Genomic DNA, 25,725 nt, shown 5'->3' with positions numbered 1-25,725 from the left:
ATGCCCAGGGAGAGGTCTAGGACGGCGTCTCGCCGTCCGCGGCGGAGCCGGCGCCGGATCCGGTGTCGGTACCGGGACCGGAGTCGGAGTCGGTACCGGAATCGGAGTCGGTACCGGAATCGGAGTCGGTACCGGAATCGGAGTCGGCACGGGAGCCGGCGCCCGAGTCGGTGTCGCCGTCGGACTCGGCATCGGCGCCCCTCCCGGTCCCGGTCCCGGAGTCCGCCTCGGCTTCCGTCGCGGCGTCCGCCGGCTCGTCCGTACCCGCCCCGAGGCCGACGTCCGGCCGCGTGCCGGACTCCTCGTCCATGCCGCCGTCCTCCCCCGTCTCCTCGCCCGTCTCCTCGCCCGTCTCCTCGCCCGTCTCCTCGCCCGCCTCCTCGCCCGCCTCGAACCCGAGGCCCGCACCCCCGGTCAGATTGTCCAGGTCGACGACCTCGTCGGACGGTGGGGCCTCGACATCGACCGGCTTGTCGTAGCCGGAGAGGAGGACCGTGCCGGTCTCGTCACCACCCGTCCTGACGATCTTGAGGATTCGAGGCTTGCCCTTCTTGGCGACATGGACCCTCGTCGTCTCGCCCTGCTGCCGCTTCACCAGGGTCACCGTCGGTTCGCCGTCGACCTCCGAGTCCGGTCCCTTGGTCATCTGCTTCCGGTCCGCCTCGTCCACGTCCATCCGGGCGAAGATCGCGTCCAGGTCGCAGACGCGGTCCGTGTCCTTGATGGCCCCAGCGGGCATCTTGATCCAGCGGCCCGTCATCAGCTCCGTCACGGCCCCGCTGTCGGGCCCGTCGGGAGAGGCGGAGGAACCCTCCTGAAGCGAGGCCAGCCAGAACTGGGCATCGCCTTTCAGGTACATCGTCTCGTCCACCTGGCGAAGCTCGGCCCTGCCGCCCTTGATGCCGAGCCGTCCGGAGCAGTTCTGCGCGGAGGCCAGGGCGAGGTCGATGGAGACCGGCTCGCCGTCCTTCTCGATCCGGCCCGCCATGGCCAGCGACTTGGCGGTCTTGGTGGCCTCGACCGCCTTGTCGGCGATCTGACCCGCATTCAGGCCGGCCAGCGAGTCACCGGAATCGCCGCTCGTCGCGGCCACCGGCCCCTTTCGCTCCCCGGAGGCCCCCTTGGCCTTGATGTCACCGTCCTGGGAACAACCTGCCAGCGCGACGATGGCGCTCGCGCAGGCCACCACCGTCGCCAGGGACTTCCGCTTGGCCGTCATGTCGTCTCTCCTCGCAGATCCGGGTGGGCCCCCGCCATCGGCCGGTTGCGGCGGCCGCGATCTCCATTGGATCCACGCGAATGTGACGTCGCATGACAAACACACCGGTCATCCGACTCATTCGACTATTTGGCGGCCCTCCGGCTGCGCGCTGCACGAGGCGCGGAAGGTGCAGTGCGCACAGTGCTGGCCGGTGGAGGGCGTGAAGCGCTCATCGAGCACACGGCCGGCCGCGGTGGCGAGCAGATCGCCCACCCACTCACCCGCGAGCGCCTCCTGCGCCTGGATCTTGGGCAGGGCCTCGCCACCCTCCTTCTTGGCGGCCGGCTGACGCAGCTGTACGAGTTCGGCGCCGCCCGGCTCGGGCCGGTGACCGTCGAAGACCTCGTCGAGTGCGCCTTCGCGGACGGCGAGCTGGTACACGGCCAGCTGCGGATGGCGGGCGACCTCTTCCTTCGTGGGCGTCTGCTTGCCCGTCTTGAAGTCGACGACGTACGCACGGCCCTGCTCGTCCTGCTCGACACGGTCCATGGAGCCCCGGATGCGTACCTCGAACTCGCCTGCGGCCAGGGTCACGTCGAAGTCGTGTTCGGTCGCGGCGGGGGTGCGTCCGCCACGGTCCATGACGTGCCAGCGCAGGAATCGTTCGAGTGCGACCCGCGCGTGCTGCTTTTCCTGCTGCGACTTCCACGGGGCGTCGAAGACCAGCGCGTCCCACACCGAGTCGAGCCGCTCCATCAGGACGGCGAGATCGGCGGGGGTACGGCCGGAGGCGACCTCGTCGGCGAGCACGTGCACCACGTTGCCGAAGCCCTGGGCAGCGGTCGCGGGGACGTCCGCCTTCACCTCACGGCCGAGGAACCACTGGAGCGCACAGCTGTTGGCCAGCTGGTCCAGTGCGCTGCCGGAGAGCGTGACCGGCCGGTCCCGGTCGCGCAGCGGTTTCGCGCTCTGGGTGGTGTCGTACAGGCCCCACCAGCGGTAGGGGTGTGCGGCGGGCACGAGCGGCCGGCCCTCGTCGTCCGTCAGGGCGGCGAGGCGGGCGAGCCGACGGGCGGCGGTGTCCCGCAGCTCCGGGGAGGCGTCCGGGTCCACGGTGGTGGCACGGAGCTCGGCGACGAGCGGGGCGACGGCGAGAGGGCGGCGCGGACGGCCCGTGACGTCGCACGGCTCCACGCCGAGCTCGGTCAGGAAACGGGAGGGCTGGTCGCCGTCGTCCGCGGCGGCCTTGACCGCGGTGACGACGAGACGGTCCCGGGCGCGGGTGGCCGCAACGTAGAAGAGCCGGCGCTCCTCCGCCAGCAGGGCGCCGGGGGTGAGCGGCTCCGCGAGACCGTCGCGTCCGATGCGGTCCGCCTCCAGGAGGGAGCCCCGGCGGCGGAGGTCGGGCCACAGGCCCTCCTGCACCCCTGCGACGACGACCAGGCTCCACTCCAGACCCTTGGAACGGTGGGCCGTCATCAGCCGGACGGCGCCCGGGCGGGCCTCGCGCCCGGAGAGGGTGTCGGCGGCGATGTCCTGTGCCTCGATCTCCTCGATGAAGTTCAGGGCGCCGCGGCCGCCGGTGCGCTCCTCGGCGCGGGCGGCGGTCTCGAAGAGAGCGCAGACGGCGTCAAGGTCGCGGTCCGCGTTACGGCCGGCCGCGCCACCGCGGAAGGCGGCGCGCTCCAGGCGGCCGGGCCACGGAGTGCCGTCCCACAGCTGCCACAAAGCCTCTTCGGCGGTGCCGCCGCCCTCGAGGAGCTCGCGCGCCTTGCGCAGCAGCACGCCGAGCCGCTGGGCACCGCGGGCGTACGCGGGGTCGTGAGCGACGAGTCGCTCCGGCTCGGCAAGGGCGCGGGCGAGCAGTTGGTCGGAGGGCGGCGGCAGCAGGTTGCCGCCGGCCCGCTCCTCGTCCCGCAGGGCCCGGCCCAGACGACGGAGGTCGGCGGTGTCCATGCCGCCGAGGGGGGAGGTGAGGAGGCTGATGGCGGTCTCGGTGTCGATCCAGCCCGCTGCCCCCTCCCGCCCGGGGAGGTCGGGGCCCCCGGCGGTGTCAGCCTCTGGGCCGCCGGGCGTGCCGTCGAGCGGGGCGGCCCCGTGGCGCTCGCCGTCGGCCTCCTCGTGCCCCTCGGCCGCACCGGCCGGCCGCGGCGCCGCCGGAACCTCCGCCCCGGCTGTATGACCGGATGGGTGCGCCCCATTGCCTGACGCGGCACCCACCGCCGCCCTGCCGGGCAGCGCCTCGGACACGGACGCCGCCACATGTCCGGTGTCGCCGCCGGCCCCGGTGCCCGCCGGGGCAGCCGTCGCTTCGGTCACGCCGCCGTCCGCCGCCGCACCGGGCGGGGCAGCGCCCACCTCCGCGTCCGGCGGGGAGGTCGGCCCTTCCGGCGCGCCATCGCCGTGCCCGGCACCCGCCCCGCGGCCCGCCGCGGCCGTCGCGACCGTGCGGAGGGCGGTCAGGAGCGGGGCGACCGCAGGTTCGTGGCGGAGGGCGACGTCGTCGCCGTCGATCTCGAGGGGGACACCCGCCGACGTCAGGGCACGGCGGATCGACGGGATCGTTCGGCCGCCCGCGCGGACGAGGACCGCCATCTCGTGCCAGGGGACGCCGTCCTCGAGGTGGGCGCGGCGCAGGATGTCCGCGATGTTGTCGAGTTCCGCCGAGGCCGTCGGGTAGGTGTACGCCTCGACCCGGCCGCCCTCGCGTACCGGCGCGAGTTCGCGGTGCGCGCGCACCTTGTCGGACGGCAGCCGCGTCAGCGGCATCCGTCGGGTCAGCAGCCGGGTCGCCTCCAGCAGCGTCTCTCCGCTGCGCCGGGCGGTGGTCAGTACCGCGACCCCGGCCGGCCGGCCGCCGGCCTGCGGAAAGGCGTCGGTGAAGTCGAGGATGCCGTTCACGTCCGCGCCGCGGAAGGCGTAGATCGACTGGTCCGGGTCGCCGAAGGCGACCAGCGTCCGCCCGCCGCCCGCGAGCGCCCTCAGCAGCCTCACCTGCGCGGGGTCGGTGTCCTGGTACTCGTCCACGAACACCGCGTCGTAGGAGGGGAGGGGCGCGTCCTCGGCGAGCAGCACGGCCCGGTGCACCAGTTCCGCGTAGTCGAGCACGCCCTGGAGGTCGAGGACGTCCAGGTACTCGGCGAGGAAGGACGCGGCGGCCCCCCAGTCCGGCCGCCCGGTGCGCGCCGCGAAGCGCGCCAGGGAGTCGGGACCGAGGCCCAGCTCCCGGCTGCGGGCGAGCACGGCGCGCACTTCGTCGGCGAAGCCGCGGGTGGTGAGGCAGGCCCGCAGCTCGTCGGGCCAGCGCACCCTGCCGCCGGGGAGGCCGATCTGGCCGGCGAGCAGGTCCCGGACGGCGACGTCCTGCTCGGGGCCGGACAGCAGCCGCAGCGGCTCGGAGAACAGGTCGGCGTCCTGGCGGGCGCGGACCAGCGCGTAGCAGAACGAGTGGAACGTCGTCGCCTGCGGCCCCCGGGCGTCGCCCAGCCGCAGTGCCATCCGGTCGCGCAGTTCCACCGCCGCCTTGCGACTGAAAGTGAGGACGAGGATGCGGGCCGGGTCCGCGCCCTTCGCGATCCGCGCGGCGACGGCCTCCACGAGCGTTGTCGTCTTGCCGGTGCCGGGTCCGGCGAGCACCAACAGCGGCCCTTCTCCGTGGTCAACCACCGCGCGCTGAGCTGCGTCAAGGAGAGGGGGAACCACCGGGCCCGGAGGGGTCCGCACCAGCCGGTACGCGCCCGGGGACCCCTCCCTGCGGCTCTGCGGGCGCGGGGGGATCCCCTGCCGTACCTGCTGCGGGTACGGCATACGCCCGGTGGTGGAGGAGGAGGAGCTCACGTGGTTCGCCGGTCCTGGTGGGTCTGCTGGTGGTGAGACTGAGGTGCGCGCCGCGCGCTGAAGACGCTACGGCAGGGGGTCGGCGTCGGACGGCGGTGCCGTCCCGTACCCCGTACGGTCTTCGCACTCCCCTTACGGTCGCCGCTTGGCGGAAGCTGTCATATGTGAGCTTCGTCGCTTTGCGCCCCGACGCCGTCCCATCGCGCACGTTTCATGTCGAGGCGCGGCAGATGGCCCTCCGCTGCGCGGGACGCTCCGCGCAGCGGGGTTCCTTCCGCGCGGTACCGATCCAGGGCGCGCAGCTCGTGGCCCGGGAGCAGGACCCCGTCGGAGCGCACGACACGCCACCAGGGCACGCCGCCGCCGTACAGCGCCATGACCCGGCCGACCTGGCGGGGGCCCGCCTCGCCGAGCCACTCCGCGACGTCCCCGTAGGTCATGACCCGGCCCGGCGGGATCAGCTCGGCGACCTGCAGAACCCGCTCGGCGTACTCAGGCAGCTCGTCCATCCGACCCATCCTGCCGTACGGCACCGACAGTGCTGTGGCCGTGAGCTCCCCGGCGACCGGGGGGAGAATCGGCACATGGGAGGGCACATGGGAGGCAAAGAGGTGTACCGTACGCGCCTCGTGCCCCCGCACTGCACCCTGCTGCCCCCCTCTGTCGGCCGGTCGTGCCACCATCATGCGGGCGGTGACTGGTGATACGAGATCAAGAAGAGACCGAGACGGCGAAGGAGCAGGGAGTGCAGCCTTCGAAGGCAGCAGGCACCCCTGATTCCGAGCCGCAACCGAAAACGCCGGTCCCGGACGGGGTGACCGAAGTGGCCCACGCGGACCGCGTCTCCGGGGACGAGCCGCTGCTCGCCGCCCGTGTGCACCGCCCGTCGGACCTGATGCGGCTGCTCATCGGCATTCTGGCGATCGCGGTCGTCCTGGCCGTCGCGGCGTTCGCCCAGGGCACCACGAGCGGTCTCGAGCAGGACATCAACAAGGGCACCGGACAGGCCCCCGACCTGCTGGTCAAGATCGCCGGCCTGGCGTCCAGCATCGCCGTGCTCCTCGTCCCCGTCGCCTTCGCCATCGAGCGACTGATCAAACGGGACGGGCTGCGGATCGCGGACGGTGTGCTCGCCGCGGTCCTCGCCCACGGGGTCACTCTCGCCACCGACCTCTGGGTCTCCAAGAGCGCGCCGGGCACCCTCCAGGACGCCCTGACCCAGCAGCAGACCGGCGGCGAGCTGACCGACCCGGTGCACGGCTATCTCGCCCCGGTCATCGCCTACATGACGGCCGTGGGCATGGCCCGCAGGCCACGCTGGCGCGTGGTGCTGTGGATGGTGCTGATGCTCGACGCCTTCGCGATGCTGGTGGCCGGCTACACCACACCGTTCTCCGTCCTGCTGACCGTGCTGCTGGGCTGGACCGTCGCGTACGGCACCCTGTACGCCGTTGGCTCGCCGAACGTCCGGCCCACCGGCCAGAACCTGCTCACCGGACTGCGCCACGTCGGCTTCCGCCCGGTTACCGCCATGCGCGCGGAGGACGACGTCCCGGAGAACGCGGACCAGGACCGCGGCCGCCGCTATCTGGTGTCGCTGGAGGACGGCCCGCCGCTCGACGTCACCGTCGTCGACCGGGAGCAGCAGGCGCAGGGCTTCTTCTACCGGGTGTGGCGCCGGCTGACGCTGCGCTCCATCACCACCCGGCGCTCCATCCAGTCTCTGCGCCAGGCCCTGGAGCAGGAGGCCCTGCTGGCGTACGCGGCGATCGCCGCCGGCGCCAACGCCCCCAAGCTGATCGCCACGTCCGAACTCGGCCCCGACGCCGTGATGCTCGTCTACGAGCACTCCGGCGGCCGTTCCCTGGACTCGCTGTCGGACGACGAGATCACCGACGACGTGGTGCGCGGCGCCTGGCAGCAGGTGAAGGCACTGCATTCGCGCCGCATCGCGCACCGCCGTCTCGCCGGCGACGCGATCCTGGTGGACCCCGGCGGCCAGGTGATCGTCACGGATCTGCGCGGCGGCGACATCGCCGCCGGCGACGTGGTGCTGCGGATGGACATCGCCCAGTTGCTGACCACCCTCGGGCTGCGGGTGGGCGCCGGCCGCGCGGTGACCGCGGCAGTCGACGTGCTCGGCCCCGACAAGGTCGCCGACTGTCTGCCGCTGCTCCAGCCGATCGCGCTGAGCCGCTCGACCCGGGCGACCCTGCGCCAGCAGGCACGCGAGCGGGCGGAGCGTGAGCGTGAGGCGGTGCTGGAGGCCTCCGAGGCCGCGAAGCGGGCCCGGACCGAGGCGCTCGCGGCCGACGACCGCAAAGCGGCCCGCAAGGTGGAGCGCGCGGAGAAGCAGGCCGACAAGCGGGCCATGGACGAGGCCATGGACGAAGCGCGCGAGGAGGACCTGCTCTCCCGGATCCGCCGGCAGGTGCTGCTGATCAGGCCACAGGCGCCGGTGGAGCCGGTCCGGCTGGAGCGGATCAGACCCCGCACGCTCGTCAGCTTCATCGCCGGCGCCGTCGCCGCCTACTTCCTGCTGTCGCAGATCGCGGGCATCGACTTCGGCACGGTGTTCGCGAACGCCCACTGGGGCTGGGTGGCGGCGGCCCTGCTGTTCTCCGCGCTCAGCTACTTCGCGGCGGCCATGAGCCTGCTGGGGTTCGTCCCGGAACGGGTCGGTTTCCTGCGGACCGTGCTGGCGCAGGTCGCCGGGTCGTTCGTCAAGATCGTCGCCCCGGCGGCGGTCGGTGGCGTCGCCCTGAACACCCGGTTCCTGCAGCGCTCGGGTGTCCGGCCGGGTCTCGCCGTGGCCAGTGTCGGCGCCTCGCAGCTCTTCGGACTCGGTGCGCACATCCTGCTGCTGCTCTCGTTCGGTTACCTCACCGGCACGGAGAAGACCGCGTCGCTCACCCCGTCCAGGACCGTGATCGCCGGTCTGCTGACGGTCGCCGTGCTGGTGCTGGTGGTGACGGCGATCCCGTTCCTGCGGAAGTTCGTCGCGACGCGGCTGCGGTCCCTGTTCGCCGGGGTGGTGCCGCGCATGCTCGACGTGCTGCAGCGGCCGGTGAAGCTGCTCACCGGCATCGGCGGGATGTTGCTGCTGACGGGCGTGTTCGTGCTCTGCCTGGACGCGTCGGTCAGGGCGTTCGACGGCGGCAACCAGCCGGTGAGCTACGCCAGCATCGCGGTGGTGTTCCTCGCGGGCAACGCGCTGGGTTCCGCCGCGCCGACTCCCGGCGGTGTCGGCGCCGTCGAGGGCGCGCTGCTGGGTGGTCTGGTGCTGGTGGGCGTGCCGAAGGAGGTCGCTGCGCCCGCCGTGCTGCTGTACCGGACGATGACGTTGTGGCTGCCGGTCCTGCCGGGCTGGTTCGCGTTCACGCATCTCACCCGCAAGGGCTCTCTCTGACGGAACGTCCCGCCACCCGGCTCACCCGGGTGGCGGAGCGCACGGCACCTCCACCCGCATGGACGTTCGCCCATGCGGGGCACGCGGGTGCGGCGCACGATGGCCGTATGCCGATGACTTCGCCCGCCGCGCGCGCCGCGGCCGCCGCCACCGTGACAGCCGTGCTGCTGGCCGCCGCCGGGTGTTCCGACGGTGGGAACGGGGACGAGGACCGGCCGAAGGACCTCGCCGCCCAGCAGCTGGAGTGGCGCCCGTGCCCCGCCCCGTCGGAGGCGGAGGGCGGCGGGCCGCCGCCGTCGCCGCTGCCGGGTGGCGCGAAGTGGGAGTGCTCGTTCATGGACGTCCCGCTGGACCACTCGAAGCCCGACGGCGAGACCATCGAGCTGGCCCTGATCCGGGCGCCGGCACGCGACACCGAGAACCGCATCGGCTCCCTCCTGTTCAACTTCGGCGGACCGGGTGCCTCCGGCGTGCATACGCTGCCGTCCCTCGCCTCCGACTACGACGGCCTGCGGGCCCGTTACGACCTGGTGAGCTTCGATCCGCGCGGAGTGGGCCGCAGCGTGCCCGTGGAGTGTCTCGACGACAGGGAGCTCGACAGGCAGGCCGCGGAGGATCCGACGCCGGACGACGCCGCGGAGGAGAGGAGGTTCCTGGAGGGGATCGAGACGTTCTCCGAAGCCTGTGAGGAGAACTCGGCGGGCGAACTCCCGTACGTCGGCACCCTCAACGCCGCCCGCGACATGGACCTGATGCGCCAGGTCCTCGGCGACGAGAAGCTGCACTACTTCGGCATCTCGTACGGCACCGAGCTGGGCGGGGTCTACGCCCACCTGTACCCGAAGAACATCGGGCGGGCCGTCTTCGACGCCGTCGTCGACCCGACGCAGGACTCCGTCCAGGGCGCCCTCGGCCAGGTAAGGGGATTCCAGCAGGCCCTCACCAACTTCGCCGAGGACTGTCTGGACCGCGGCGACGCCTGCCGGCTCCCCGGTTCGTCCGTACGGGAGATCGAGGCCTGGATCATCGCTTTCCTCGACCGGCTCGACAAGAAGCCGATCCGGGGCATCGGGGAGCGGATGCTCACCGAGGGCCAGGCCGCGAACGGCATCATCCAGACCCTCTACTCGCAGGAGTACTGGGAGCTGCTGGAACAGGCCCTCGACGAGGCCGACGGCGGCAACGGAGCCCTGCTGATGGCGTTCTCCGACGCGTTGAACGGGCGCTCCGAGGACGGCAATTACAGCAACATTCAGGCGGCGGGCGCGGCCATCGGCTGTGTCGACTCCAAGGCCCGCTACACCCTGGCCGAGGCCAAGGCCATGGTGCCCGAGTTCCGCAAGGCCTCCCCGGTCTTCGGCGAGTACCTCGCCTGGGCACAGGCGAGCTGCAGCAAGTGGCCGGTGCCCGGTACCTGGGTCCATCCGGACGTCTCCGCGCCCGGCGCGCCGCCCGTTGTTCTGGTCGGCAACACCGGCGACCCGGCGACGCCCTACGAGGGCACACGGGCGATGGCAGAGGCGCTGGGCAAGGGCGTGGCGGTCGAGGTCACCTACGAGGGTGAGGGGCACGGCTCGTACAACAGCAGTCCGTGCGTCCAAAAGGCCGTGAACACGTACCTGCTGAGCGGCAGACCGCCGACCGGCGGCACGGTGTGCAAGTAGGCCCGGGTGCCCGCCTAGGATGTCGAAACTGTCTTCGAAAAGCCGTGGGGGGCGTCATGGGACATCGGGTACGGGCGGGCGCGCTGGCCGCAGCCGTCGTGTTGGCGGCGGGCACGATCGCCGGGTGCGACGACGGGAAGGGTGCAGCGGCGGACGGCCGGAACGCGCCGTCCGTCTCCGCCGGGCAGCCGACGGCCGGCGGTGAGCCGCAGGGGGCGCTGCCCGCGGCACTGACCGGCCAGAAGCTGGACTGGACGGGTTGCGAGGCGCCGGTCGAGGCCCTCGGCAGCAACGCGGAGAGGCCCGGCACGCCGTGGCAGTGCGCCACGCTCAAGGCGCCCCTCGACTACGCGGACCCGGACGGCGAGACCATCGGCATCGCGCTGATCCGCGCGAAGGCCGGACAGCCGGATCGGCGGATCGGCTCGCTGCTGTTCAACTTCGGCGGTCCCGGCGGCTCCGGAGTGGCCACCCTGCCCCACGCCGCCGACGACTACCGCAATCTCAACAAGCGCTACGACCTGGTCGGCTTCGATCCGCGCGGTGTCGCCCGGAGTTCGGCGGTGACCTGCCGCGACGACGCGGAGACGGAGAGGTCGCTGGCGATCGACCCCACTCCGGACGACGCGGCGGAGGAGAAGGCGTACCTGGCCGACGCGGCGGACTTCGGCGCGGACTGCGCCCGGCGGTCGGGCCGGCTGCTGCCGCGCGTCGGCACGCTCGACACGGCCCGCGACATGGATCTGATTCGCCAGGTCCTCGGCGACAGGAAGCTCCACTATGTCGGCTTCTCCTACGGCACCGAACTGGGCGGGGTCTACGCCCACCTGTACCCGAGGAACGTCGGGCGGCTCGTCCTGGACGCCGTCGTCGACTCGACCGCCGACGACGTGGCCCACTCGCGCAACCAGGTGCTCGGCTTCCAGCGGGCCCTGGAGAACTACTTCAAGAGCCGCGGCATCGGCGCGGAGGAGGGCACGGCGCGCATCGTCGCGCTACTCGAGAAGCTGGACCGGCAGCCGCTGCCCACGCAGGACGGCAGGAAGCTGACCGAGGGCCTCGCGATCATCGGGATCATCAAGCCGCTCTACTCCCAGGGCGACTGGCAGTACCTGACCATCGGACTCGAGGCCGCCGAGCGGGGTGACGGCAGCGTGCTGCTGGCCTTCGCGGACGTGTACCACAACCGCGACAGCGAAGGGCACTACTCCGGTCAGAACGAGTCGCATGCCGCCATCACCTGCGCGGACACCGAGGTCGCGAGGAGTACGGCCGAGGAGAGGTCCCGTCACCTCGCCGACTTCACCGAGGTCTCGCCCGTGTTCGGTCCTCCCCTCGCATGGGGGCTGGCCGCCGGGTGCGCGGACTGGCCCGTCAAGGGCGCGGCCACGACCCCGGACGTCTCGGCGAAGGGCGCGGCACCGATCCTGGTGATCGGCACGACGGGCGACCCGGCGACACCGTACGAGGGCGCGCGGAAGACGGCCGACGAGTTGGGCGAGGGCGTCGGGGTACTGGTCACCAACAAGGGCGAGGGCCACGGCGCGTACGGCAACAGCACCTGCGTGACCAAGGTCGTGGACGCCTATCTGCTGGACGGCACGGTGCCCGAGGACGGCACGACCTGCTCCTCCTGAACATCGCAACGGCCCCCGACCGCTCGCCGCGGTCCGGGGCCGTTCCGATGTGCGCGCGATCAGTAGATCGGCTTCTCCGGCTCGATCTGGTTGACCCAGCCGATGACGCCGCCGCCGACGTGCACCGCGTCGGCGAAGCCCGCCGACTTCAGCACGGCAAGGACTTCCGCACTGCGGACACCCGTCTTGCAGTGCAGGACGATCTTCTTGTCCTGGGGCAGGTCCTGGAGCGCGGTGCCCATCAGGAACTCGTTCTTCGGGATCAGCCGGGCGCCCGGGATCGAGACGATCTCGTACTCGTTGACCTCGCGGACATCGATGATGTCGATGTTCTCGCCGTCGTCGATCCACTCCTTGAGCTGCTTGGGAGTGATCGTCGCGCCGGCCGCCGCCTCCTGGGCCTCCTCGGACACGACGCCGCAGAAGGCCTCGTAGTCGATGAGCTCGGTGACGGTCGGGTTCTCGCCGCAGACCGCGCAGTTGGGATCCTTGCGGACCTTGACCTGGCGGTACTGCATCTCCAGGGCGTCGTAGATCATCAGTCGGCCGACCAGGGGCTCACCGATACCGGCGAGCAGCTTGATGGCCTCGTTGACCTGGATGGAACCGATGGACGCGCAGAGCACGCCCAGCACGCCGCCCTCGGCGCAGCTCGGGACCATGCCCGGCGGCGGGGGCTCCGGGTAGAGGCAGCGGTAGCAGGGGCCGTGCTCGGACCAGAAGACGGAGGCCTGGCCGTCGAAGCGGTAGATCGAGCCCCACACGTACGGCTTGTTCAGCAGCACGCATGCGTCGTTGACGAGGTAGCGGGTCGCGAAGTTGTCCGTGCCGTCGACGATCAGGTCGTACTGGCTGAAGATCTCCATCACGTTCTCGGCCTCGAGCCGCTCTTCGTGGAGGATCACGTTCACGTACGGGTTGATGCCCTTGACGCTGTCGCGGGCGGACTCGGCCTTGGAGCGGCCGATGTCGGACTGGCTGTGGATGATCTGACGCTGCAGGTTCGACTCGTCGACCTCGTCGAACTCCACGATGCCGAGCGTGCCGACACCGGCTGCCGCCAGGTACATCAGGGCCGGCGAGCCGAGGCCGCCCGCGCCCACGGCGAGCACCTTGGCGTTCTTCAGCCGCTTCTGCCCGTCCATCCCGACATCCGGGATGATCAGGTGGCGGGAGTACCTGCGGACCTCGTCTACGGTGAGCTCGGCAGCCGGCTCGACCAGGGGTGGCAGCGACACGGGGGCTCCGTTGGTCGGTAAGTCAGTACGGTTGTTCTCTCCGTAACACTGCCACGCCCCTTCTCATTCCGAGACACCACGTCCGATCTGCGAGACGATTTCGTCCCAGTAACCGGGCAGTGTCTCGAATGGTCTGATCTGCCCCCTTCCTCCGCCGCGGCCGCCCCGGTCGGTGAAGAAGATCGTTCCCGCGCCCTGCCAGCGGGCGATGCGGAAGGCCTCCTCCAGGTGGGTGCGCGGCACACCGTGGACGAAGTGGACGAAGCGCTCAGGCGGATACTCCGCGGTCCACTCCGCGACCTGCGACCAGCGGTATTCCGCCCATGGGCCGGAGAAGGTGACGAGCTGGTCCGCCGCCTCCGCGTAGCCCGGGTACGGGTGCGAACCATGCCCGAGCACCAGGTGCCCACCGTCCAGAACCGCGTCCAAGGTGGCCGTCGTCCGCCGTACCTGAGCAAGATCGGCCCGCTCCGTGGGGCAGCGGTCCACCAGGAAACCGTCGGTCTGGTACCAGTCGACGAAGTGCTGAGCATCACGTACGAGATCGCCGAAGACGCGCGACCCGTGGGCCATGTCGAGGTGTCCCAGGACGCGGACGCCGGCGTTGCGCAGCCGGCCGGCGGCCTCCAGGCAGTGCGGGTCGGGCCGGTCACCCGGTCCCTCCGCGACATTGAGGACGACCCAGTGCAGCGGCGTCCCCGGCCGTGTCAGCTCCGCCCACTCGACGGGCGCGACCAGCGGATGCGCATAGCCGGGGACCCCGAAGCCGAGCCTTTCCGCGCCGGTGGCGGAGAGCGGCGTGTCCGTGGTGGTCAGATGCGGCATGCCGCCTCCATCCAGATGTCGGCGAGGGATTCCTCGAGGTTGATACGGGGACGCCAGCCGAGCCGGTCACGGGCGGTGCGGACATCGGCCTGCTGCCAGCCGCCGCAGCCGTCCGGGTAGGGGGAGGGCGTGGCGGCGAGGTGCTCCACGATCGACTCGGAGCGCGGGCCGCCGATGACCGCGCGGCCGGGCGGCGTGTCCAGTTCGTGCAGCGCTCCCGCGTAGCCGGCGACCCTGGCGAGGGTGGCGGCGGCGTCCCTGAGCTTCACGGCCCGGCCGGTGCCGATGTTGACGACGCCCTGTGCCGCGGAGAGCGAGGCGGCGTGCACCGCGCGCGCCACGTCGCGCACGTCGACGAAGTCGCGCTGTACACCGAGGCCGCTGAGCTTGAGCTCCCCTTCGCCGGACTGCATGGCGCGCCGCATGGCCTCAGCGAGCCGGCCCAGCGGAGAGCCGGCGGGCGTGCCGGGACCGACGGGCGAGAAGACGCGCAGGACGACGGCGTCCAGGCCGGAGCCGAGCACGAGCTCGGTCGCGGCGAGCTTGCTCACCCCGTACGGGCCGCCGGGGCGCGGGATCGCGTCCTCCGCCGTCGACGAACCCTGCTGCGAGGGCCCGTACTCGGACGCGCAGCCGATCTGGACCAGCCGGGCGCCGCAGCCGCTGCGGCGCAGCGCCTCGCAGACGGTCGCGACGGCCACTGTGTTGTGCCGGGTCAGTTCGCGGGCGCCGCCGCGGGTGGCACCCGCGCAGTTGATGACCACGCCGGGGTGGACGGCGCCCAGGAAGCGGGTCAGCGCGCCAGGGCTGCCGCCGGAGAGGTCGAAGCGGACGTCGGCGTCGTCGCCGCGGCCCAGGGCGGTGAGATGCACGGCCGGGTCGGCGAGCAGCCGGTCGGCGACGAAACGGCCGAGGAATCCATTGGCGCCGAGCAGGAGCACCCTCATCGCGCGGCTCCTCGGGGCCGACGGGCCGGATCTGGGTGTTGCGGGGTCATGTCGCCTTCTCCTTAGGGAGTGTGCTGTCGATGTCATGGCGGCCGGTACTCCGAGGTGTCGGCTCCGCGGAGTGCGGCGGATGGTCCGGCGGCGTTCAAGGGCAGGTCAGGGGGTGTGGGCGGAGGCCCGGGCGAGGGCCGCAGCAGCATGGGCGAGCAGTCCGGCGGCGGCGGCGCCGCAGGCGAGCGCCGGCACGGCCGCCACGTCCCACGCGCCGACGACCGCTTCGACGGGACGCGCGAGGACGCCGAGACCGGGGAGGCGTCCCGCCAGCAGCAGGGCAGGTGCGGCGGCCTCCACGGCACAGGCGGCCGCCAGGGCGGTCGCCGCCGGCTCGGGGAAGCCGTGGACGATGAGCAGACGGGCGAGGAACAGCAGCGTGCCGAGCGCGGCGGTGGGAACGATCGAGCCGCCCGGCAGCACGCGCCCGGTGAGAGCCAGCAGCACGATCAGGGCGCCCAGGTGGAGCAGGAGGACCGCGAAGAACAGCGGCCGGGTGCCGGCTGCGAACTCGTCGAGGGCACGGCAGCGTTCGAGCCTGCGCCGCGCGAGTACGGAGAAGAGGTGGGCGCAGCAGGCCGCCGGGGCGACGGCCAGGGCGAGCCCGACGAGCGGTGCGGGGTCGATGGGCCATGCGGCGTCGGGGCCCCCTCCGGCCACCTCCTGCACGAGCCCCTGGCCGCACGCGGCGAACGCGAGCAGGCACAGCGTCCACATCCGTACGGAGTGGACGGTGCGCCCCCTCGCCCGGAGCGGCCCCCGGCGCAGGCAGAGCGCCACGGTGACGGCGACGCCCACGGCCCCGGCCACGCCCACGAGGAGCCGGAGTGTGCCCTCGACGGCCTCCGTGCCCGCCACCGCGAGGACGCTCACGGCCCCCGGGAGGAGCGCACGCAGGATCCACGAGGCGGGTCCGGTCCGGCCGGCGCGCGAATCGGCGGCGCGCGCCGGTCGGACAGGTGCGGGGGTGTGCTCCGTAGCACGGGGCACACGCGCGTACATCTCCTCGGCGAGGGCGAACACGTCCCGGTGGCGGAAGCGCGCGGCGGTGCGGTCGGTGACTCCGTGCGCCTCGAGCCCCGCGGCGATCTCCAACGGGTCGACGGCCCGCTCGCACAACTCGCGATGCCGATGCATGAGTCCCTTCACGGGATCCACCGTCCCCCGCCGCGCCACCCGCTCCCCGCCGGAATCGTCGTCGGCCGAAGCCGCTGTGCCCGTCCGGGCCTCGTGGCACCGGGACGCGGGCCCGGCCCCGGCGGGCCCCACCGGGGATACCGCTGTCCGGTGGCCCGGGGGCCCGTCCGTGCCGTCGGCCGGAGCGTCCGCGGTACGGCCCTTGCCAAGGGCGCTGTAGGCGCGCTCGGCGGCGGCCGGGGCCGTCGGGCTTACTTCCACCGGGTGGCGGGCCCGCGGATCGTCGGGCGGCAGCATGCCTCCGCCAGGCACCGCACCCGGTCGCCCCTCGGGAGCGGTCTCCGTACGGGCTTCCGGCGGTGCGGCCGGTTCCGCGTGGAGTTGCGTGGGGTCCTCGAGGGCCCATGTCGCGGTGCTCCCGGGGGCTCGTGGAGTGGTCATCGGTGGGCCTCCTCGGCCGATTCCTGGGGTGCTCCGGTCGCGACGAGACGCGGTTCCTCCGCCCAGCTCGGGGTGCGGGGGCCCGCCCCGGCCGTGGTCCAGTGGCCCGGCACATGGGACTCGGCGGGGTGCGCGAAGGGCAGCGGCTCGCCGTCGGCGTCGACGGCGTCCCGCTGCACCGGGGAGTGCGAGATCAACTCCAGGTAGATGTCCCGAAATGCGGTCAGGTTCTGTTCCACGGTGAAGAGTTCAAGCGCGCGGGCGCGCGCCGCCGCGCCCAGGCGCTCGCGGCGCGCCGGGTCGCGCAGCAGCGCCACACAGGCGTCGGCGAGTGCCCGCGGGTTGCGCGGCGGCACGACGAGCCCGGTGCCTCCGATGACCTCCACGACGGCGCCGACGTCCGTGGACACCGTCGCGCGGCCGCAGAACATCGCCTCGACCAGGCTGACCGGGAAGCCCTCGCCGACGCTGGAGAGGACGACCACTCCCCCGGCCGCGTACGCGTCGACGAGCTCCGGGGCCTCGGGCCCGCCGACCTCCTCGAAGGAGACCGGGTTGTCGCCGACGGCGTGCGCACCCTCGGCCTCGTCGGGGAAGAGCTGCGCGGCCAGCGCCTTGCAGTGCGCGAGATACGTGCCGGTCTCCGCGCTCTGCGCAGGGGCGCCGAACAGCCGCAGCCGGGCCGACGGCTCCTCCTTGCGGATCTCGCCGAAGGCGTGCAGCAGGGCGATGAGGTCCTTGGACGGCTCGATCCGACCGACCCAGACCAGGGTGTGCGGATCGCCGGTGCCGGCGCTCTCCCCGACGGCCGCGAAACGGTCCGCCTCCATGCCGGGGTAGACGGTGCGCAGCTTCTCGCGGTCGGCCCCGCACTTCTCCTGCCACCGGCGCGCGTGGGTGTTGCCGGGCGTGATGACGGAGGCCTGCCGGTACACCTCGGCCGCCAACTGCCGGTGGAAGGCGGCGAGAAGGGCCCGCACCGGCGCGCTCAGGCCGGCGTCGGTCGCCGCGAGATAGTGGGCGCGCAGGTGGACGCCGTACTCGGTGACCAGCAGCGGGACCCCGCAGAAGCGTTTGGCCAACAGGCCGGGCAGGGCTGCCGGTCCGCCGGACGCCGCGTGGCAGAGATCGACCGCGCCGAGGCCTTCCTCGTCGTACCAGTCGAGGAGGAGCGGGCGCAGGGCACGTTCGAGGCGGTCGGCGAAGGAGAGGTGGTCGAGCACGGTGGCGCCGTGCACCGTGCGGCGTGTGCCGGGCGCGCGGCAGGCGGATTCGAGGGCCCGTACGGCGGTCTCCGACCGCAGTGCGGCATGGAGTCCACCGTGTTCGCGGGTGAGCTCCGCAAGTCCGTACAGCCCGTCGGCGAAGCCGTCGCCGTCGGCGCACACCGCGGCGGCGAGGTCCTTGAAGTGGCCCGCGAAGCGCCGGCGTTCGCGCCGTCCGTAGGTCCGGCCGTCGTCCGCCGGGGCCCACAGCCGGGCGGTGCGCACCCTGCGCACATGCGGGGGAAGCCGGATGCACCCTTCCTCCTCCTGCTGGGCGCTGCGGCTGAGGGCATACAGGTCGAACTCGTGCTGCCCCAGTCCGCGCACCAACCGGTCGCACCAGAGCCTTGATTCACCGGTCGCATACGGATAGCCACCCTCCGTGAGCAGTCCGATCCGCACGGGTGCACCCCCGATCTCCCTTGTGGGCGGTCGCCGTTGGTTTCCGGCGACTCGACGCGGAATGACGTTAAGCGGACACGTCGGTGGCACGACGGACGGTTGTCCGTCGCACCACCGGAAGGGGTGAATGCACGTAACTTTCGCACGCAGGTAGCGTTCTGTCGCGCTACGGTTTCATTCACTCACGGAGCGTCATGCGCGGGCCAGTCCCGAGGTCGCAGGCGTCGTCGGGTGGTGCTGCGCCCTCAATCGCCGGGGTGAACCCAGGGGTTGGCGCGGCACTTGATGCCGCCGACGTCCAGCGTCTTGGTCTGCTGCTGCATCACGGGTGCGAGCGCCCCGGGCGTGCTGCAGTTCACGTGGTTGTACCCGAGCCGGTGCCCGACCTCGTGGTTGATGAGCATCTGCCGGTAGGCCAGCATCGCGTCGTCGCCGTACGTCGCGGCACCCTGTGCCCACCGGAAGGCGTTGATCATCACGCGCTCGGTCGAGGCGGAGTCGCAGGAGACGTTGTCGACGGTGGTGTCGAGCCCGGACTTGGCGCACCAGACGGCGGTGGTCCCGGGGCTGGCCAGGGTGATGACGAACTCGGGCTCGCCGGAGGAGATCCGCTCGAAGGTCATCGCCCCGCCGTGCGCCCAGCTCCGCTCGTCGTTGAGCGTCTCCTGGATCGCCCTGGCGAAGAGTCCGGCGTCCATGCCGAGCCCCTTCTCGACGTCCACGCGGTACTGGATCTTGCGCCCCTTGCCGGGCGCCTTGTCGAAGCCGCGGACGGCCTCGAATTCACCGGTGGCCGTCAAATTCGCGTCGATCGGGAACTGCTGCGCCATCAGCTGCCGATAGCTCGGGGCGTTGGCCGGTGGTTTCGCCGCCTGCGGCGGGGTGGGCCGGCCGTCGGAGCGGCCCGGGCGTTCCTCCGCCGGGCGTTCGCCGGAGGACTGGGCGCTGTTCGCGTCCGGCCGCTCGGCCGTGACCTGCCCGGTGACCACCACGGCGAGCACGGTGGTCACCGCGGCGGCAGCGATCCCGGTGAACGTACGCCCCTTGCTCCCCTTGGCCGGCGGCTCACCTTCCGGTGCCTCCTCGACCAGGAGGGCGTCCGCCTCGGTGTCGGCCGCGATTTCGGGAGGGCGCCCGTGCCCCGCGTCCCAGTCGGCGAGGGAGGCGTACGGGTCCGGGCCGGGCGTGCGCCCAGAAGGTGCCTGGTCGAAGGCGTCGACGTACTCCCGGCGCGGGCCCGGTATACGAGGTCCGGCGATCGTAGGCGTCTGCGGCATCTGCGGGCGCTGCCCGCGCTGCGTCCAGTCGCCCCAGCCGCCGCCGGGCTCATGGTGCTCCGGGTGGCCGCCGCGCGCCTGCGGCGTCCCGGGCCAGGGAACGGTGTCGGCCCCTGCCGAACGCCGGCGCCGGCCATTTCCGGGTACGGCCGTCACGGCCTCCCGATCACCGGAGGCCGGTCCGCCGTCCGTGCCGGTGCGCTCCCCCTTGGGTGCGGAGCCCTTGCGGCTGTGTCGTCCCACGCCCCGGATCAGCTCCTACCGCAGTCGTCGAGCAGTTCCCGGATGGCCTTGGCGACCGTTTCCGGGTACTCCATCATCGCAACGTGCCCGGCCTCCGGGAGCGTCAGCAGCCGGGAGTCCCGGAAGGCCGCTGCCGCCTTGCGGGCCATACGGTACGAGACGAGCTGGTCCTTGCGCCCGTAGACGAGGAGTGTCGGGGCGAGCACCCGTTCCGCCTGACGCCACAGCCCGTGCTGCCCGCCGAGCGTGTACGCGTCCACGATTCCCCGCGCCGACCTGGTCATGACGTCCCAGAAGTACGGCAGGCTCATGCGCCGCTCCATCTCCTCGATGGCATGGCGCAGGGCCTCGTCCGTCACCCGTGAGGGGTCTCCGTAACAGAGCGCCAGCACCCCGCGGGTGCGCTGCTCCGGGCTCCAGCCCCTGGTCATCCGTGCGAAGAGACCGGCCAAACCGGGCAGCGCGAGCAGCCCGGTCGGCACGGCGGAGCGCTGCACACGCAGCTCCGGCAGGGCGGGCGAGACGAGCGTCAGCGAGCGCACCAGGTCGGGTCTGACGGCCGCGACGCGGGTGCAGACGGCACCGCCCAGGGAGTTGCCCAGCAGATGCACCGGGCCTCGGTCGCCGGCGTCGAGGAAACGGATCACCGCCCTGGCGTGACCGGTGACCGAGTAGTTGCCGTCGTCCGGCGGCGGGGAGTCCCCGAAGCCGGGCAGGTCGAGCGCCTCGCCGTGCACGGTGTCCTCGAGCTTCGCCATCAGCGCCGACCAGTTCAGCGACGAGCCGCCCAGTCCGTGTACGTACAGCGCGGGCGGCAGCCCCGTGCGGGCCGGAGGCCGCGAGCGGACGGTCAGGGTGAGTCCGGGCAGGGCGACGGAGCGCAGCTCCTCCCCGTCGGCGACGCGCACGGTCGCGACCTTGGGAGCCGCTGCGGCGTTGAGGGCGCGGGCTCCCGGCAGCTCGGTCGAAGGCATGCGGCAATGTTACGAGATGATCACGCACCTTCCCGTGTGTTCGGCGTCACACATCGCCGACCCCGTGCGGGGCACCCGGAGCTGGTCACGGATTCACCACGTAGCGCCATGAATCAGGACCTCCTAGGCTCGTAATGAAGGGCGCTCTCCAGGGAAAGCGGTGCCGCATGTCAGTCGATCCGACCGATCCCGAAACCTTCGAGGAAGAGGACGACCAGAACACCGAGACGCGTGGCGAAGAGGTTCCCGAGGCGGACGCCGCCGAGCAGCACGCCGAAGTGCGCTCCGAGCGCGACGACCCGATGAACCGCGTCGACCCGGCCACCGCCAACGAGGCGGACGTCGTCGAGCAGACCCGTGTGGTCAAGCTCGATGAGGACGACTATCGGTGACCTGCCGCCCGTTGCCCCGATTTGTCCGGGGTCGATTCGTGAACCGGCAGCTACCGAGACTGTCCGGTCCGTGAAATCCTGCGTCCGCGCGACACGCAGCCGGGTTACCCAAAAGTACGATGGCGGGCGCGGCGCACAGCGCACGTGGGAGACCGCGACGGTCCAGGCAGTGCTTGTTCAAACAGGCGCCTGTTCAAACTGTGCTTGTTCGAACTGTGCTTGTTCTTACATTGGGAGGCGGCGTGACAGCCATCGAGCAGACAGAGGCGGCGCGCCCGCGGGGCACGCGCCTACCACGCCGAGCCCGCAGAAACCAGCTCCTGGGCGCCGCCCAGGAAGTCTTCGTGGCTCAGGGCTACCACTCCGCAGCGATGGACGACATCGCCGAGCGGGCCGGGGTCAGCAAGCCCGTGCTCTACCAGCACTTCCCGGGAAAGCTCGAGCTCTATCTCGCGCTGCTGGACCAGCACTGCGAGTCGCTGCTCCAGGCCGTCCGCGGCGCCCTGGCCTCGACGACGGACAACAAACTCCGCGTCGCCGCCACGATGGACGCCTATTTCGCGTACGTGGAGGACGAGGGCGGCGCCTTCCGGCTGGTCTTCGAGTCGGACCTGACCAACGAGCCCGCCGTCCGCGAGCGCGTGGACCGGGTGTCCCTGCAGTGCGCGGAAGCCATCTCCGACGTGATCGCGGAGGACACGGGTCTGTCCAAGGACGAGTCGATGCTGCTGGCCGTGGGCCTCGGCGGGGTCTCCCAGGTGGTCGCCAGGTACTGGCTGTCCAGCAGCTCCGGCATCCCACGGGACACCGCGGTGCAGTTGCTCACCTCGCTGGCCTGGCGCGGTATCGCGGGCTTCCCGCTGACGGGCGGCGAACAGCAGCACTGAGACGGCGCCGCTCCGGCGGCTCCGGCACGCGGCGGCTGTTCGCTCCTGGCGTTTCCCGGCGGGTCCTGACGCGTCCCGACTCCGGGCTAGTGTGTGGTGCGTACGGCGCGGCTGACCGCGCAACGCACTGACCGTTCGGAGGGACATAGCCGTGGAGGTCAAGATCGGCGTGCAGCACGCGCCCCGGGAGATCGTTCTGGAGAGCGGGCAGTCCGCCGAGGAGGTCGAGCGCGCGGTGGGCGATGCGCTGGCCGGCAAGGCGCAGCTGCTCAGTCTCACGGACGAGAAGGGCCGCAAGGTCCTGGTCCCGGCCGACCGGCTCGCCTACGTCGAGATCGGCGAGGCGACGGAGCGACGCGTGGGATTCGGCGTGCTGTAGGCGCGGCGGCGCGCACCGGACACGGTCCGGACGAGCGCGTGAAGCATCCGGGAGAGGGCCCGGCGGGACGACCGCCGGGCCCTCTTCCGCTGCTCAGCGCCGCTTGCAACCGTTCGAAGGAGGGTTGCGTTCCCTGTACGGGGGGTAATACGGGCTACGACCGTCCCTGCCCGTGCCCGGTGTTCGTGAGGTGATCGGCAGTGCTCTTGGAATCGCTCGGTTCTGTTCTGCTCGGGCTCGCCCTCTCCTGGGCCGCGGTCCGGCACCTCGCCGATCGTCTTCCCTCCCGCAGGGCGGTCTTCGCCACCGGCGCGCTGGGCGCGCTCTTCGGCGCGTATGTGACGCATGTGGCCCTGGGGCCCGGACACACCCTCGCGACCCTGCTGGGTGCCGTGGCGATCGGAGCGGTCCTGCTGTCGCTGCTGCTCCGCCCGTCCACCCGCAGACTCCGCCGCGCGTTCCCTTTCTGAGCCCGCACGACGACCGCCTGCCGCACCGGCGGGCGGGGCAACAGTCCGGATCTACCGACGACGTAACGACACCGCCCCCGGGGAAGCCCGCTCCGCACGGGGCAGCGACCCACAGGAAGACCGGGCGGCGGCGGCAGGCCACCCCGCCGCCCGAGGACCGCTCCTGAGCGGTGCCTACGCCGCCAGTCCCAGCGCGGCCATTCGCTTGGTGTGCGCCTTGGTGATCCGGGAGAACATCTCGCCGACCGCCGCCAGGTCGAAGCCGTCCGCCACACCGCCCACGAGCATCGTGGACAGCGCGTCGCGCTCGGCCACCACCCGCTGCGCCTGCGACAACGCCTCGCCCATCAGCCGCCGCGCCCACAGCGCGAGCCGGCCGCCGACCCGCGGGTCCGCCTCGATCGCGGCGCGGACCTTCTCCACAGCGAAGTTGCCGTGCCCGGTGTCGTCGAGCACCGCGAGCACCAGGGCCCGGGTGTCGCTGTCCAGGCGGGCGGCCACCTCGCGGTAGAAGTCACTGGCGATCGAGTCGCCGACGTAGGCCTTGACCAGGCCCTCCAGCCAGTCCGAGGGCGCGGTCTGCCGGTGGAAGTCGTCCAGGGCCTGCGCGAAGGGCTGCATCGAGGCCGTCGGCTCCGCGTCGATGGCCGTCAGCCGGTCCCGCAGCTGCTCGAAGTGGTGGAACTCCGCGGAGGCCATCTTCGCCAGCTCCGCCTTGTCGGCCAGGGACGGCGCCAGCTTGGCGTCCTCCGCGAGCCGCTCGAATGCCGCCAGCTCGCCGTACGCGAGCGCCCCGAGCAGGTCCACGACGGCGGCACGGTACTGCGGTTCTGCGGAGGCCGCAGCCCAGTCCTGGGCGGCGATTCCGGTGTGACCGGTGGATTCAGTGGCGTTGTCAGGCGTCTCCATGGACGGCACAATAGCCCGCCAACCGCAGGGAGGAAGGGCCTGGTCAGCCACGCCCGGAACACAGTTCTCGTGAATTCGCCCGACACACATGCGCGAATCCGGGGTACAGTGGTAATGCGCCTGCTGAGCGTCAGAGTATTTTTGCGTCCTCAGTAGGCCGTCTGATGAATGAGGATGCCCGGTCGGTGCCACGATCGGCTCCGACCCGACCGCCCTCACCGCGGATCGTGCGCACAGTTGCGCACGACCGCAGACGAGGGGCCCCCTCAGCGGTACGAGCGCTCGAGCGACGGCAGTGGTCCCGCGCCGTCCGGCCGACCCAAGGCCGGTCAGATACCGGGCGCGGTACGACCCCCTGCGTTCGCCTCGCGCCGCGTCTCACAGAAGAGGCAACACCCTGACTACGCAGACTTTCCGGGATCTCGGGATCCTGCCCGAGACCGCCGAAGCCCTCGAGGCCGTCGGCATCGTTTCCCCCTTCCCCATCCAGGAGATGACGCTCCCCGTCGCGCTCTCCGGCAGCGACGTCATCGGCCAGGCCAAGACCGGCACCGGCAAGACCCTCGGTTTCGGCCTGCCGCTGCTGGAGCGCGTCACCGTCCCCGCGGACGTCGAGGCAGGCCGGGCGAAGCCCGAGCAGCTGACCGACGCCCCTCAGGCGCTGGTCGTCGTCCCCACCCGCGAGCTGTGCACCCAGGTCACCAACGACCTGCTGACCGCCGGCAAGGTCCGTAACGTCCGGGTGCTCGCCATCTACGGCGGCCGTGCCTACGAGCCGCAGGTCGAGGCCCTCAAGAAGGGCGTCGACGTCGTCGTCGGCACGCCCGGCCGACTGCTGGACCTGGCCGGCCAGAAGAAGCTGGACCTCTCGCACGTGCGCGGGCTCGTCCTCGACGAGGCCGACGAGATGCTCGACCTGGGCTTCCTGCCCGACGTCGAGAAGATCATCCAGCAGCTGCCCGCCAAGCGGCAGACCATGCTGTTCTCGGCGACCATGCCGGGCGCGGTCATCGGGCTCGCCCGCCGCTACATGTCGCAGCCCACGCACATCCGCGCCACCGCACCGGACGACGAGGGCGCGACCGTCGCGAACACCACGCAGCGCATCTACCGTGCGCACTCCATGGACAAGCCGGAGATGGTCTCCCGCATACTGCAGGCCGAGGGCCGCGGACTCGCGATGATCTTCTGCCGTACCAAGCGGACCGCGGCCGACATCGCCGACCAGCTCGCCCGGCGCGGCTTCGCCTCCGGCGCCGTCCACGGCGACCTGGGCCAGGGCGCTCGCGAGCAGGCACTGCGGGCGTTCCGCAACGGCAAGGTGGATGTACTCGTGTGCACCGACGTCGCCGCACGCGGCATCGACGTCGAGGGCGTCACGCACGTCATCAACTACCAGACGCCCGAGGACGAGAAGACCTACCTCCACCGCATCGGCCGCACCGGCCGCGCGGGCGCGAAGGGCACCGCGATCACGCTGGTCGACTGGGACGACATCCCGCGCTGGCAGCTGATCAACAAGGCGCTGGAACTGGACTTCAACGACCCGGTCGAGACGTACTCCACCTCGCCGCACCTGTTCGAGGAGCTCAGCATCCCGGCCGGGACGAAGGGCGTCCTGCCCCGCGCCGAGCGCACCCGCGCCGGTCTCGCTGCGGAGGAGCTCGAGGACCTGGGCGAGACGGGTGGCCGCGGCCGCCGGTCCGCGGCCGCCCCGGCCACCCGCGAGGAGCCTGAGGCCCGTACGCGGACGCCGCGCCAGCGCCGCCGCACGCGCGGCGGAGAGACGGTCGTACCGGAGCAGGCCACCGGCGACTCCCCGGCGGCGACCGAGGCCCGCACGCCGCGCCGCCGCCGTCGCACCCGTGTGGGCGCACAGGCGTCGCCCGAGGCGACGACCGCCGTGGAGACGGCGGAGGTTTCGACCGAGGTCGAGGCCGTGACCGCGACCGTTACCGCCACTGTGGCCAAGCCCCGCCGCCGCACGCGCAGCGCGGCGACGGACGTGGCAGTGGCAGAGCCTGGCTTCCAGACGCCCGAGAGCGCTGCCGTCGACATGGCGGAGGCCGCCGTGGCCGAAGCCAAGCCCCGCCGCACCCGCGCCGCCAAGGCCACCGACACGGCCGAAGCCGCCGAGGCG

19 protein-coding genes are annotated in these 25,725 nt (G+C 72.2%); 8 read left to right on the top strand and 11 right to left on the bottom strand.

Features of this window, described 5'->3' with window-relative positions; genetic code table 11:
• Positions 1-16 precede the first annotated feature (16 nt).
• The 3 genes from IE198_RS31760 to IE198_RS31750 all read right to left on the bottom strand — a co-directional run bounded on the left by IE198_RS31760 (position 17) and on the right by IE198_RS31750 (position 5,547).
• On the bottom strand, positions 17-1,219 hold the full coding sequence (locus tag IE198_RS31760; RefSeq protein WP_189892929.1) for a hypothetical protein: 1,203 nt from the start codon (positions 1,217-1,219) through the stop codon (positions 17-19).
• Between the two features lie 117 nt (positions 1,220-1,336).
• On the bottom strand, positions 1,337-5,008 hold the full coding sequence (locus IE198_RS31755; protein ID WP_189892977.1) for an ATP-dependent helicase: 3,672 nt from the start codon (positions 5,006-5,008) through the stop codon (positions 1,337-1,339).
• A gap of 188 nt (positions 5,009-5,196) precedes the next feature.
• On the bottom strand, positions 5,197-5,547 hold the full coding sequence (locus tag IE198_RS31750) for an MGMT family protein (protein WP_189892927.1): 351 nt from the start codon (positions 5,545-5,547) through the stop codon (positions 5,197-5,199).
• 236 nt (positions 5,548-5,783) lie between these two features.
• Here IE198_RS31750 and IE198_RS31745 point away from each other — a divergent pair, with 236 nt between their 5' ends.
• From IE198_RS31745 to IE198_RS31735, 3 genes are all read left to right on the top strand, one after another.
• Positions 5,784-8,447, top strand: a complete 2,664-nt coding sequence (locus tag IE198_RS31745; RefSeq protein WP_189892925.1) for a lysylphosphatidylglycerol synthase transmembrane domain-containing protein — start codon at positions 5,784-5,786, stop codon at positions 8,445-8,447.
• A gap of 107 nt (positions 8,448-8,554) precedes the next feature.
• A complete protein-coding gene (locus IE198_RS31740) occupies positions 8,555-10,111 on the top strand; it encodes an alpha/beta hydrolase (RefSeq protein ID WP_189892923.1) in 1,557 nt (518 codons plus the stop codon).
• Between the two features lie 56 nt (positions 10,112-10,167).
• Positions 10,168-11,748, top strand: a complete 1,581-nt coding sequence (locus IE198_RS31735) for an alpha/beta hydrolase (protein ID WP_189892921.1) — start codon at positions 10,168-10,170, stop codon at positions 11,746-11,748.
• A 59-nt stretch (positions 11,749-11,807) separates the two neighbouring features.
• Here the strand turns inward: IE198_RS31735 and moeZ are convergent, their stop codons facing one another.
• The 7 genes from moeZ to IE198_RS31700 form a co-directional block, all read right to left on the bottom strand.
• A complete protein-coding gene (gene moeZ, locus IE198_RS31730) occupies positions 11,808-12,986 on the bottom strand; it encodes an adenylyltransferase/sulfurtransferase MoeZ (RefSeq protein WP_100108964.1) in 1,179 nt (392 codons plus the stop codon).
• Positions 12,987-13,049: 63 nt separating this feature from the next.
• Complete coding sequence (locus IE198_RS31725; protein ID WP_189892919.1) at positions 13,050-13,811, bottom strand: spherulation-specific family 4 protein; 762 nt, start codon at positions 13,809-13,811, stop codon at positions 13,050-13,052.
• Positions 13,799-14,758 carry an NAD-dependent epimerase/dehydratase family protein gene (locus IE198_RS31720; protein ID WP_189892917.1) on the bottom strand — a complete coding sequence of 320 codons (960 nt, stop codon included), beginning with the start codon at positions 14,756-14,758 and terminating at the stop codon, positions 13,799-13,801. The genes IE198_RS31725 and IE198_RS31720 overlap by 13 nt, the downstream gene beginning before the upstream one ends.
• Positions 14,759-14,914: 156 nt before the next feature.
• A complete protein-coding gene (locus IE198_RS31715; RefSeq protein WP_189892915.1) occupies positions 14,915-16,387 on the bottom strand; it encodes a hypothetical protein in 1,473 nt (490 codons plus the stop codon).
• Positions 16,384-18,054, bottom strand: coding sequence for a DUF3492 domain-containing protein (locus IE198_RS31710; protein ID WP_189892913.1), 1,671 nt, complete (start codon positions 18,052-18,054; stop codon positions 16,384-16,386). Before IE198_RS31710 ends, IE198_RS31715 begins: the two co-directional genes overlap by 4 nt.
• A gap of 245 nt (positions 18,055-18,299) precedes the next feature.
• Positions 18,300-19,574 carry a DUF3152 domain-containing protein gene (locus tag IE198_RS31705; protein WP_189892911.1) on the bottom strand — a complete coding sequence of 425 codons (1,275 nt, stop codon included), beginning with the start codon at positions 19,572-19,574 and terminating at the stop codon, positions 18,300-18,302.
• A gap of 8 nt (positions 19,575-19,582) precedes the next feature.
• Entirely contained in the window at positions 19,583-20,548 is a 966-nt protein-coding gene (locus IE198_RS31700; protein WP_189892909.1) for an alpha/beta fold hydrolase, read from the bottom strand.
• A gap of 167 nt (positions 20,549-20,715) precedes the next feature.
• Here IE198_RS31700 and IE198_RS31695 point away from each other — a divergent pair, with 167 nt between their 5' ends.
• The 4 genes from IE198_RS31695 to IE198_RS31680 all read left to right on the top strand — a co-directional run bounded on the left by IE198_RS31695 (position 20,716) and on the right by IE198_RS31680 (position 22,676).
• Complete coding sequence (locus IE198_RS31695) at positions 20,716-20,940, top strand: Rv3202a family protein (protein WP_189892907.1); 225 nt, start codon at positions 20,716-20,718, stop codon at positions 20,938-20,940.
• A 242-nt stretch (positions 20,941-21,182) separates the two neighbouring features.
• Positions 21,183-21,827 (top strand): TetR/AcrR family transcriptional regulator, encoded by a 645-nt coding sequence (locus tag IE198_RS31690; protein WP_100108958.1) that lies wholly within the window; start codon positions 21,183-21,185, stop codon positions 21,825-21,827.
• A gap of 151 nt (positions 21,828-21,978) precedes the next feature.
• The gene (locus tag IE198_RS31685) at positions 21,979-22,206 is read left to right on the top strand and encodes a DUF3107 domain-containing protein (RefSeq protein WP_189892905.1); all 228 of its coding nucleotides are present in this window, start codon (positions 21,979-21,981) and stop codon (positions 22,204-22,206) included.
• 200 nt (positions 22,207-22,406) lie between these two features.
• Positions 22,407-22,676: a hypothetical protein gene (locus IE198_RS31680; RefSeq protein WP_189892903.1), complete on the top strand. Its 270-nt coding sequence runs from the start codon at positions 22,407-22,409 to the stop codon at positions 22,674-22,676.
• Between the two features lie 174 nt (positions 22,677-22,850).
• On the opposite strand, the gene IE198_RS31675 is transcribed toward IE198_RS31680, so the two are convergent.
• Positions 22,851-23,585: a ferritin-like fold-containing protein gene (locus IE198_RS31675; protein WP_189892901.1), complete on the bottom strand. Its 735-nt coding sequence runs from the start codon at positions 23,583-23,585 to the stop codon at positions 22,851-22,853.
• Between the two features lie 493 nt (positions 23,586-24,078).
• On the opposite strand from IE198_RS31675, the gene IE198_RS31670 reads away from it, so the two are divergent.
• Positions 24,079-25,725, top strand: a 1,647-nt coding sequence (locus IE198_RS31670) for a DEAD/DEAH box helicase (RefSeq protein WP_229834630.1), incomplete at its 3' end; no start/stop codon positions are given.

Source organism: Streptomyces xantholiticus (assembly GCF_014651015.1).
GTDB classification, from domain to species: Bacteria; Actinomycetota; Actinomycetes; order Streptomycetales; family Streptomycetaceae; genus Streptomyces; species Streptomyces xantholiticus.
The sequence above is the reverse complement of the archived record's forward strand: the minus strand, read 5'-3'. Positions and strand labels throughout refer to the sequence as shown.

Bases quoted from the DNA above. Each gene is read 5' to 3' on its own strand.
- IE198_RS31755 (WP_189892977.1), bottom strand. From the start codon at position 5,008: ATGCCGTACCCGCAGCAGGTACGGCAGGGGATCCCCCCGCGCCCGCAG.
- IE198_RS31715 (WP_189892915.1), bottom strand. From the start codon at position 16,387: ATGACCACTCCACGAGCCCCCGGGAGCACCGCGACATGGGCCCTCGAG.
- IE198_RS31675 (WP_189892901.1), bottom strand. From the start codon at position 23,585: ATGGAGACGCCTGACAACGCCACTGAATCCACCGGTCACACCGGAATC.
- IE198_RS31700 (WP_189892909.1), bottom strand. From the start codon at position 20,548: ATGCCTTCGACCGAGCTGCCGGGAGCCCGCGCCCTCAACGCCGCAGCG.
- IE198_RS31725 (WP_189892919.1), bottom strand. From the start codon at position 13,811: ATGCCGCATCTGACCACCACGGACACGCCGCTCTCCGCCACCGGCGCG.
- IE198_RS31750 (WP_189892927.1), bottom strand. From the start codon at position 5,547: ATGGACGAGCTGCCTGAGTACGCCGAGCGGGTTCTGCAGGTCGCCGAG.
- IE198_RS31695 (WP_189892907.1), top strand. From the start codon at position 20,716: ATGTCAGTCGATCCGACCGATCCCGAAACCTTCGAGGAAGAGGACGAC.
- IE198_RS31760 (WP_189892929.1), bottom strand. From the start codon at position 1,219: ATGACGGCCAAGCGGAAGTCCCTGGCGACGGTGGTGGCCTGCGCGAGC.
- IE198_RS31735 (WP_189892921.1), top strand. From the start codon at position 10,168: ATGGGACATCGGGTACGGGCGGGCGCGCTGGCCGCAGCCGTCGTGTTG.
- IE198_RS31740 (WP_189892923.1), top strand. From the start codon at position 8,555: ATGCCGATGACTTCGCCCGCCGCGCGCGCCGCGGCCGCCGCCACCGTG.
- IE198_RS31720 (WP_189892917.1), bottom strand. From the start codon at position 14,758: ATGAGGGTGCTCCTGCTCGGCGCCAATGGATTCCTCGGCCGTTTCGTC.